8 protein-coding genes are annotated in these 9,226 nt (G+C 35.6%); 5 read left to right on the top strand and 3 right to left on the bottom strand.

Annotated features, from left to right (window positions below; genetic code table 11):
* Window positions 1-681: transporter (locus Q0505_RS21170; RefSeq protein WP_299217644.1), on the bottom strand; the 681-nt coding region annotated here is incomplete at its 3' end.
* A 107-nt stretch (window positions 682-788) separates the two neighbouring features.
* Here Q0505_RS21170 and Q0505_RS21165 point away from each other — a divergent pair.
* The 5 genes from Q0505_RS21165 (at window position 789) to Q0505_RS21145 (ending at window position 6,522) form a co-directional block, all read left to right on the top strand.
* Entirely contained in the window at window positions 789-1,049 is a 261-nt protein-coding gene (locus Q0505_RS21165) for a DUF4834 domain-containing protein (protein ID WP_299217641.1), read from the top strand.
* Window positions 1,033-1,197, top strand: coding sequence for a hypothetical protein (locus Q0505_RS21160; protein ID WP_299217638.1), 165 nt, complete (start codon window positions 1,033-1,035; stop codon window positions 1,195-1,197). The genes Q0505_RS21165 and Q0505_RS21160 overlap by 17 nt, the downstream gene beginning before the upstream one ends.
* An 84-nt stretch (window positions 1,198-1,281) precedes the next feature.
* Complete coding sequence (locus Q0505_RS21155) at window positions 1,282-3,714, top strand: YfhO family protein (RefSeq protein ID WP_299217636.1); 2,433 nt, start codon at window positions 1,282-1,284, stop codon at window positions 3,712-3,714.
* Between the two features lie 5 nt (window positions 3,715-3,719).
* On the top strand, window positions 3,720-5,027 hold the full coding sequence (locus Q0505_RS21150) for a glycosyltransferase (protein WP_299217633.1): 1,308 nt from the start codon (window positions 3,720-3,722) through the stop codon (window positions 5,025-5,027).
* Window positions 5,028-5,031: 4 nt separating this feature from the next.
* The gene (locus Q0505_RS21145; protein ID WP_299217629.1) at window positions 5,032-6,522 is read left to right on the top strand and encodes an oligosaccharide flippase family protein; all 1,491 of its coding nucleotides are present in this window, start codon (window positions 5,032-5,034) and stop codon (window positions 6,520-6,522) included.
* A 47-nt stretch (window positions 6,523-6,569) separates the two neighbouring features.
* Here the strand turns inward: Q0505_RS21145 and Q0505_RS21140 are convergent, their stop codons facing one another.
* Window positions 6,570-7,130 carry a hypothetical protein gene (locus Q0505_RS21140; protein ID WP_299217626.1) on the bottom strand — a complete coding sequence of 187 codons (561 nt, stop codon included), beginning with the start codon at window positions 7,128-7,130 and terminating at the stop codon, window positions 6,570-6,572.
* 1,190 nt (window positions 7,131-8,320) lie between these two features.
* Window positions 8,321-9,226, bottom strand: a 906-nt coding sequence (locus Q0505_RS21135) for a mucoidy inhibitor MuiA family protein (RefSeq protein WP_299217623.1), incomplete at its 5' end; no start/stop codon positions are given.

Here is a 9,226-nt window from a genome sequence, read left to right as displayed (position 1 = left end):
AAAAAATGCAATTTTTTCTGTCGCCGAATGTGTCATCGTCGTAATCCAAGAATAGCCTGGAAATTCAGCCGTAATTCGATCGGCAATAATGTTATTCACCCATACCCAGCGTCCCCAGTTGTTTTGTGTGATAATAGCAACGTTTGGACTGATGCCTGTTTCACGTCTTGGATCTAGTTCATTAGAAAGATCAAAAACACCTCCAGCATATACCGATATCGCAGGGATTAATGTTTTCCATTTAAACTTAAAATTGGCGTGATATGAATACAAGTTAGGCTTATCTTCTCCTTTTTTATAAGGATCATAAATAAGGTATTTCGCGCCAAGCTGAAGATTTTCAAGCGCACTTACTCTATCTGGGCTTATGCTCCCAGTGGTAAATGCTACATTGTTAGATTGGTATCTTAAAAACGTACTGATTTCTAATGCTTCTTTCCAAAAACCATATCTCAGATCTAGATTAAATGCCGTAATGTCAATATCTGTATCGAGTAAACTATGTGTATCATTTCCAAAATCAAGACCTGTCTCTACTTGTATGACTTGAGTTCCTACAGAAAACGCTCCTTGTGATTCTCCTGGACGATTGGAGTTAATCGTCTCAGTATATTGACCAAACATCGATATGCTAGCGATACAGCATAAACATGTTAAGAGTTTTTGAATAGGTTTGTGCATATTGATTGGAGTTAGCATTCAAATATATAAGAATTTATCATTTTTTTAGGTTTTATTAAGCAGTTGTTATTAATCATAATGGCTAATTTTACTGAAAATTTCAAACAATGCTTTTACTTTTAGCACTAAATGGTTTTTTTAAAACGATTTTAATCATCGTCTTGGTATATGTAGCGCTACGTTTTTTAATACGTTTGCTATTGCCATACATTATGCGTTATGTTGCCAAAAAAGCAGGAGAAAAAATGGGACATGCTTTTAAAGGTTTCAGCGATGCTCAAAAGCCAAACAGACCAGAACCTCAGCCTGTTGAAAAAAAATCGAAAGAAGTGGTAGGAGAATACATTGATTTTGAAGAGATTGATTAATTCTTTTTACGCTTTCGTACTTCGTCTGGCTCAGTGTAAACTTCTTGATCGCTACGCTTTCGTACTTCGTCAAGCTCAGTATGAACTTCTTGATCGCTACGCTTTCGCGAAAGCGTACCCAACAACACTCACAATTATTTATAAATAGTAAGATCCCCAAGATGTACATCTATACAGTGGTGTATCTTCATCTTTTTCCGTTATTTTTGTTTTTATACTTTAAGCTGTTTTTATGGATTTTCAATTCAAACGTTTTTTACCACATCTCTTTGTTGTCTTTGGATTTATAGTGATTTCACTGATGTATTTTAATCCTGTGTTGTCAGGTAAAATGATTTATCAGAACGATATCAAGTTGTATGAAGGGATGGCAAAGCAGCAAAATGACTATAGGTTGCAGACGGGAGAAGAGACGTATTGGACCAATGGTGCGTATGGCGGAATGCCTACCTACCAAATGGGTGCCAAGTTTCCACATGATTATATGGATAAATTGGATAAACTGATTCGATTTTTACCACGTCCTGCCGATTATTTGTTTTTATACTTACTAAGTTTTTACGTATTGATGCTGGTGATGCGTGTTCCTTGGAAGTACGCTGTAATAGGCGCACTCGCTTTCGGACTTTCTACCTATCTCATTATTATTATAGGCGTTGGACATAACTCCAAAGCACATGCGATTGCCTATTTCCCGTTAGTTTTATCTGGGATTATTCTCACCTTTCAGAAACGGTACGTCTGGGGTTTTATACTTACCGCAGTGGCAATGGGGCTAGAAGTACAAGCAAATCACTACCAGATGACGTATTATCTGGGGCTTGCGGTACTTATTTTAGGGATTGCATATCTGGTAGATGCGTATAAGAGAAAACAAATGCCGCACTTTTTTAAATCTGTTGGGATTCTTATTATCGCTGTTATTTTAGGATTGGCGACCAATGCTACCACCTTACTCTCTACTGCAGAATATGCTAAAACCAGTATAAGAGGAGAAAAATTATTGCAACCTAAAAACACCCTAGGCGGAGACAAAAGCGACGGACTCTCTTATGACTATATCACCGAGTATAGTTATGGGAAAATGGAATCACTAAATCTATTAGTACCTAAGTTATTTGGTGCTGGTCGAATTTCAGATTTAGGAAAAGATTCTGCATTTTATAAAAAATTATTGGAACTTGGAGTTCCTCCATCTGAAGCCAACTATTACGTAAATAGACCACTTTATTGGGGAGAACAGCCTTTTGTAGAAGCACCTCCATACTTAGGGATTACAGTTGTTTTTATGGCATTATTGGGATTATTACTCATCAAAGGTCGTTTGCGATGGTGGTTAGTCGGTGGAATTGTTTTGTCTTTGCTTTTAAGCTGGGGAAAAAACTTTGAATTACTGACACGCTTTTTTGTGGAGTATGTACCGTTTTATAATAAGTTTAGAGCGGTATCGAGTATTCAGGCGATTTTGGAATTGCTGATCCCTATTGCGGCTGTTTTTGGATTGTTTCGCTTTTTTAATGACAAAGAAGATCAAAAAGAACGTTTAAAGAAACTGGCGATTACCTCAGGAATTTTAGGCGGATTGTGTTTGCTGTTTTATCTTTTTGGCGGAAGCCTATTTGATTTACGTTCTTCAGGAGAAGAAGAAATGGCAATCACGCAAGCAGATGTATTAGACGCGATCAAAGAAGACCGTCTAACCGTTTTAAAAAGCGACAGTTTACGTTCGCTTCTTTTTATCATAGGTCTCGCAGGGATTTTATGGCTTACGTTTAAAAAGAAACTATCAGAAAATCTGGCACTTGTCATTGTGGGGGTGTTAGTTGTCGTCGATCTCGTGGCAGTTGATAGACGAAGTGTGAACGAAGATAATTTTATATCTGAGAGAGAATATAGACAAAACTTTGTCGCCACACCTGCCGATGAATTGATTCTACAAGACGATGGGTATTTTAGGGTGTTAGATCAATTCAGAGGGTTTAACAATTCACATACGTCATACTTCTTTAACTCGCTCAATGGCTACTCAGCTGTCCGTCCACAGCGTATGGAAGATATGTATGATAAAGTGCTTCAAGGTAAAATAGGCGTGCTAAATATGCTGAATGTAAAGTATATCATCCAAGAGAATGAAGGTAATATGTTTGCACAGCGCAATCCGTATGCTAATGGTCCTGCTTGGTTTGTAGAAGAGATTGCCTTCGTTTCAGATTATAATGAGGTGTATGCTGCTTTAGATTCTATAGACACGAAGAAAACGGCTCTTATTAGAGATGTATATCAAGAAGAATTGAAAGGATTTACTGCTAAAAAAGATAGTCTCTCTAGTATTGAGTTGGTAACCACAGCACCTAATCGATTAACCTATACAACCACAAACGCACAAGATGGGTTTGCTGTTTTTTCTGAAGCCTATTATAAAAATGGATGGATCGCAACCATAGATGGACAAGAAGCACCTATCATCGAGACCAATTATATGTTACGTGGACTAAAAATTCCAAAAGGAACTCACGAGATCGAATTTACGTTTGACCCTCCTGTTGTCAAAACGGGAAGTATGATTACGCTTTCTAGTTCGATTCTTCTTTTCCTATTGATTATAGGTGGTGTGTATATGAGTTTCAAAAAGAAGGATGAAGATGTGACCGAAGCAGAAGCCTAATTCTCATGTCAAAAAAAGTACTTATCGTTTGTTATTACTGGCCTCCAGCAGGAGGACCTGGTGTACAGCGATGGTTAAAATTTATAAAGTACTTACCTGATTTTGATATTGAACCTATCGTATATACGCCAGAAAACCCTAATTATCCTATTGTAGATTCGTCTATGATGGCTGAGGTGCCTAGTTCGTTGACGGTACTGAAACAACCTATCAAAGAGCCGTATCGCTTTGCGAGTTTGCTTTCGCGAAAGCAAACCAAAACCATTAGCGCAGGCATCGTACTTAAAGCTACCCAACAATCGCTTGTAGAACGCTTATTATTATATATACGGGGTAATTTTTTTATTCCTGACGCTCGTGTCGGTTGGGTCAATCCGTCGGTGAGGTTTCTTGAAAAATATGTAAGTGAACACGATATAGATACCGTAATAACGACAGGGCCTCCACATAGTATGCATTTAATTGGGATGCAGCTTAAAGCGAAAATAACCGCTGACGGCACTAAAAAGTTACATTGGATTACCGATTTTAGAGATCCGTGGACCACGATAGGGTATCACGATAAGTTGAAGATGACTGCCAAAACAAAACGGAAGCATAAGGCATTAGAACGTCAAGTCTTAGAAACCGCCGATCAAATACTCGTGACGAGTCCGACGACAAAGAAAGAATTTAACGCCATTACTACAAAACCAATAACGGTAATTACTAATGGTTTTGATACAACATCTTCCGAAGCAGTAGCTATAGATGCCAACTTTACACTATCTCATATAGGATCTTTATTGTCAGACAGAAATCCTCTTGTATTATGGAAAGTACTTGCTAAGCTCATTAAAGAGAATGATAGCTTCAGAGAACGCTTTGAACTGAAACTGGTAGGCAAAGTGAGTCAGGAAGTAATTGACTCCATTAAAAGCTACGGACTCGAAAAACACCTTACACTTGTGGGATATGTTTCTCATCAAGAAGCGATCACATTACAAAGACAAGCAGCTGTTTTGTTACTAATAGAGATTGATGCTGAAATCACCAAAGGAATTATTCCAGGCAAAGTATTTGAATACTTGGCAGCACAACGCCCTATCTTAGCCTTGGGACCAAAAGATGCAGATGTGAGTGCTATTATAACAGCTACGGAAAGCGGATATTATTTATCTTATGATCAAGAAGAAGCTTTAGAAGTTGCGATCCTTGAATTATTTAAAAATTACACCTCTAAAAAATGGACAGCAGGTAGGGAAGCGCGCATTTCAAAATACCATCGTAAACAATTAACCGAGGCGTTAGCTACTCGGATTCATACTTTATAACCTCATGGGCATCGTTATTAAGCAGTCTTTTAATAATCTTATTACAACCTATTTAGGGTTTGCGATAGGAGCGCTTAATACGTTATTCCTGTACACTAATTTTATGTCTGAGCAGTATTATGGCTTGGTGAGTTTTATTGTTTCTACCGCAATGATCCTGATGCCTTTTATGGCTTTTGGCGTTCAGAATACGTTGGTGAAATTTTACTCGGCGTATGAAGGTAAAGAGCAAAGTGTATTTTTAAATTGGATGCTCTTGTTGCCTTTGTTGGTCGCAATTCCAGGCGCGTTAATTTGCTTCTTTTTTTACGAACAGATTGCTTTGTTTCTATCTATAAAGAATGAAATTGTCTATAATTATGTGTGGTACATTTTTATCATTGCGGTTTCATCTTCTTACTTTGAAGTCTTTTTTGCATGGGCCAAAGTGCAGTTTAAAACCATATTTGGAAACTTTATGAAGGAAGTATTCCATCGGCTTGGGATTACATTACTTTTAGTTTTGCTCGCGTTTCATTTGATAACCATAGATACTTTTTTGATAGCGCTTGTATTTGTATATGTGGCACGTATGCTTGTGATGAGTATATACGCGTATAACCTCAAACAACCTAAGTTTATACGGCATACGATAAGAAGCATTCGTACACCTTCAAAACGTCCTCAAAATTTTATGGCTATTATTAAGTATACAACACTGATCATCATAGCGGGTTCTGTAGCTAGTTTGTTATTAGACTTAGATAAAGTGATGCTAGGATTGTATGAGGAGATTGAAAATGTTGCTTTCTATTCGGTGGCTATTTACATTGCTACAGTGATTGCAGTTCCTGCGAGAGCTATGCACCAAATTACGTATCCTATGGTGGCTAAGATGCTCAATGAAAAGCAATACGATGAGATGCGAAAACTCTATCATAAGAGTTCGCTTACCTTGTTTGTTATTGCTTCTTTATTATTCTTGCTGATTATATGTAATCTGGAGAGTTTATATGATATGGTTATCAAGAGTTACAGTGCTGGATTTTATGTTGTACTTTTTATCGGAGCAGCAAAGCTACTTGATAATTGCCTAGGGATTAATAATGCCATTCTTTATAATAGTGATTATTACAGAATCATTTTGGTGTTAGGCGTGTTATTAGTTATTGTAGCAATCATTCTTAATACTGTCTTTATTCCTTTATTTGGAATAAATGGAGCTGCCATTGCCACGTTTGTAGCCTCTGTCCTCTATACTATATTTAAGATTATTATTGTTTACAAAAAGTTTGGAATGCAGCCTTTTACAAAAGCGTCTCTTAAAACGCTTATACTGCTTGTTGTATTTTTTGCTGCTTTTTACTTTTGGGATTTTTCATTTCATCCCTTTGTAAATATTATATTAAAATCAATAGTATTGGGAGCATCCTATGTATTGGCTATTTACTTTTTAAATATATCTAGTGATGTAACGACAGCTATTCAAAGTATATTAAAAAGAAAAGCCCTATAAAACAATTGTTTTATAGAGCTTTTCAAAACTAACCGACCAAAAATCTATTATCTTTTACCGCCTCGTCCTACGACGTTGTTACGGTTTCTTTTTTTATTGTAATTATGGTCATCATCATCACAATGAGTTCCATTGTTATGAATATGTGTCACAAATCCTTCTGTGTATACAATATGACCACGACGGTTATAGAATAATCTTAAATTACCTACACGTACTAATCTTCCGTTTCTATATCTTAATGTGATATCTCCTATTTGATTGACATTACCATTACGATTGTAATAGATAAAGTTTCTTCCTACTTTAGTTACATTTCCGAAGTAATCATAAGAGATGTAACGACTGTTTCTACGATTTGTATAGACTGTACCTGGCGCGTTATGTCCACGTCTTCCATGTTGTAGTTGTTGTTGATTTAGAAATTTAAAATCAAATTCTCCATTTGGAAAGACTATAAATTCGACACCACGTTGTATAAAATGGATGGACTGTGGTGCATTGTAACGTATCCCTGTTATGTTGTTGTGATCGAGATTTGTCACTTCATTTGCTTGAGCAGTCATTCCTCCAAGGAATAATACTACCAATACGACTACTATTCTCATAATTTAAATATTAGGGTGATTACGTTACCGACTCTCGGTGTACGTTTCTTGGGTTCTGTAATTCAAGGAGTGTGCCAAATTTTTAAATTATTATTAATTAGATATTTAGACGTGTTATTTGCTTTGTTGAAAATTATTAATAGGCGATATCATTAAAAAATAGTAAAATTTAAAGCGAAATAAAACCACAATCTCTATTCTGAAAAGGACCAAACAGGTGGAGGAGATTCAAGACTTATGGTGAATATTTGTGAGCATTCGTTTTGTATAAGTGTAGCTGTCCTGGCTACTTACCTTTTAATCGAATTTTGTTCATTTTTGTTTTATAATTATTCTTTAAAACAAATTACGGTTTAACCATTACTTATTGATTGTCAATTATTTTCGCTAACTTTAGGAGTATTATTAATCTTAATTTTTATTATTATGTTAAAAAAAATTTTAAACATAGATGGTGTTCAAACACTAAACGAAAAACAACAACAATCTATTCATGGAAGTGGTCAGAGATCTCTTAGGCTGTGTTGTGATCCAACATATAGTTGTTGCAATTCTGGAAATTATAATCCTTGCCAATACGTATTTGGAACTAGAAACTGTATTTAAAAATAAGATATAATGAAAAAATTAAAAAACTATCTCTTTTTAAAGATGTGATTAGTAATCTGCAACAAAGAACAGTCAAGGGAGGTGCAGGTATAACATATCAATGTCCAACGCCACCTATTACATTAGATCAGTGTGCATCTTATTTCATAAGATGTTAGACTTATTTTTGAAAAGTGAGTTTCGGCTCGCTTTTCTTTATTTTTTATTTTCATAATCGATTCTTTAATTGAATTACGGTTTTTGAGTAATCATCTGATTATCAATTATTTTAATTGTATTATTAATCTAAAAAAACATTATTATGTTAAAGAAAATTTTAAGTTTAGGAGCTGTCTTAAACAAAACATAGCAAAAAAGTATAGAAGGAGGAAGACTCACTCTTACACATGTTTTAGTTTGTACAGCAAACACAAATGGTTTGGATTGCGGACCACCTCATTGTCCTGGAGTATGCATGACCGGTCTTAGTGGTGATACTTATTGTCTTCCTTATTAATTTATAAAGATGTATCGTAAAGTAAAAAGGAGAAGTTCAAAATAGAGTTTCTCTTTTTTACTTTATATTTTTTCTTTTTTAAAGATTACATATTAATCCGTTTCGATTTTGGGTAACGTAATTCATAAGAAAACCGCTTCTCCGTGTTACTGTTAGAATCTATCGCAAATGTCCAGTTTAGTAATCCTGTCTCTTTATCATAATCTGCATCTCCCGTTTCTACATCGTCTACTTTGATTTCCTTGTCTTGTGACTTTGGGATTCTATCAACAATTTTTAGATTGATGCTTGTCGACTTATTGTTTTTGATCTTGATCTCGTATTTGTTATCTATAATTCGCTGCGACCCTATAAAGGAAGTGGCTTTAAAATTATCCAATTGTTCACGTTCTACCACAACACTTGGGTCAACTCCTAAAGAAACAGTTAATTCTTCGGTCGTAGCAAGCGGATCAATAAAGGTTTTTCCAGAGAAACTTCCTTCAAAATAGATATTGGCTTCTCCTGGTAATAAACTGTATTGTGCCCAGTCTTTGATACTGGCGGTTAAGAATACATTTTCATTTAATAAAGGCGCTGCAAAGTATTCATACGTTGCTGGGATTTTAAATGTATCAACCTCGATTACGGTTACATCGCCATCTGATGGGATCGTGTATTTCTTTTTAATTTCAAATTTAGTGGTGGTCAATCCATCTAGTTTTACATCTCCAGTGGCTGTGTAATTTGTAGGTATTGCTGAAGCTTTTCCTTCTAATGCTCCTCTTAACTCCTCTACACGAACAGGACTCCCACTGTATCCTAATGCTTTTTTATCTCTCTTCACTCCATCGCTAGCCACAATGATCTCGTCTAAAGCATTAGAACCCTCTTTAAGATTTACATTCATTGTATTAGAATAAATAGGAAGTTCTTCATTTTCATACCCTATGTAGGAATACACTAATGTATTTCCTTGAGGTATGTCAATGGTATAACGTCCATCAAAATC

The organism is uncultured Dokdonia sp. (genome assembly GCF_937910895.1).
Lineage (GTDB): Bacteria > Bacteroidota > Bacteroidia > Flavobacteriales > Flavobacteriaceae > Dokdonia.
The sequence above is the reverse complement of the archived record's forward strand: the minus strand, read 5'-3'. Positions and strand labels throughout refer to the sequence as shown.

Coding starts and splice junctions, on each gene's coding strand:
- Q0505_RS21145 (WP_299217629.1), top strand. CDS start 5,032: ATGGGCATCGTTATTAAGCAGTCTTTTAATAATCTTATTACAACCTAT.
- Q0505_RS21140 (WP_299217626.1), bottom strand. CDS start 7,130: ATGAGAATAGTAGTCGTATTGGTAGTATTATTCCTTGGAGGAATGACT.
- Q0505_RS21150 (WP_299217633.1), top strand. CDS start 3,720: ATGTCAAAAAAAGTACTTATCGTTTGTTATTACTGGCCTCCAGCAGGA.
- Q0505_RS21155 (WP_299217636.1), top strand. CDS start 1,282: ATGGATTTTCAATTCAAACGTTTTTTACCACATCTCTTTGTTGTCTTT.
- Q0505_RS21165 (WP_299217641.1), top strand. CDS start 789: ATGCTTTTACTTTTAGCACTAAATGGTTTTTTTAAAACGATTTTAATC.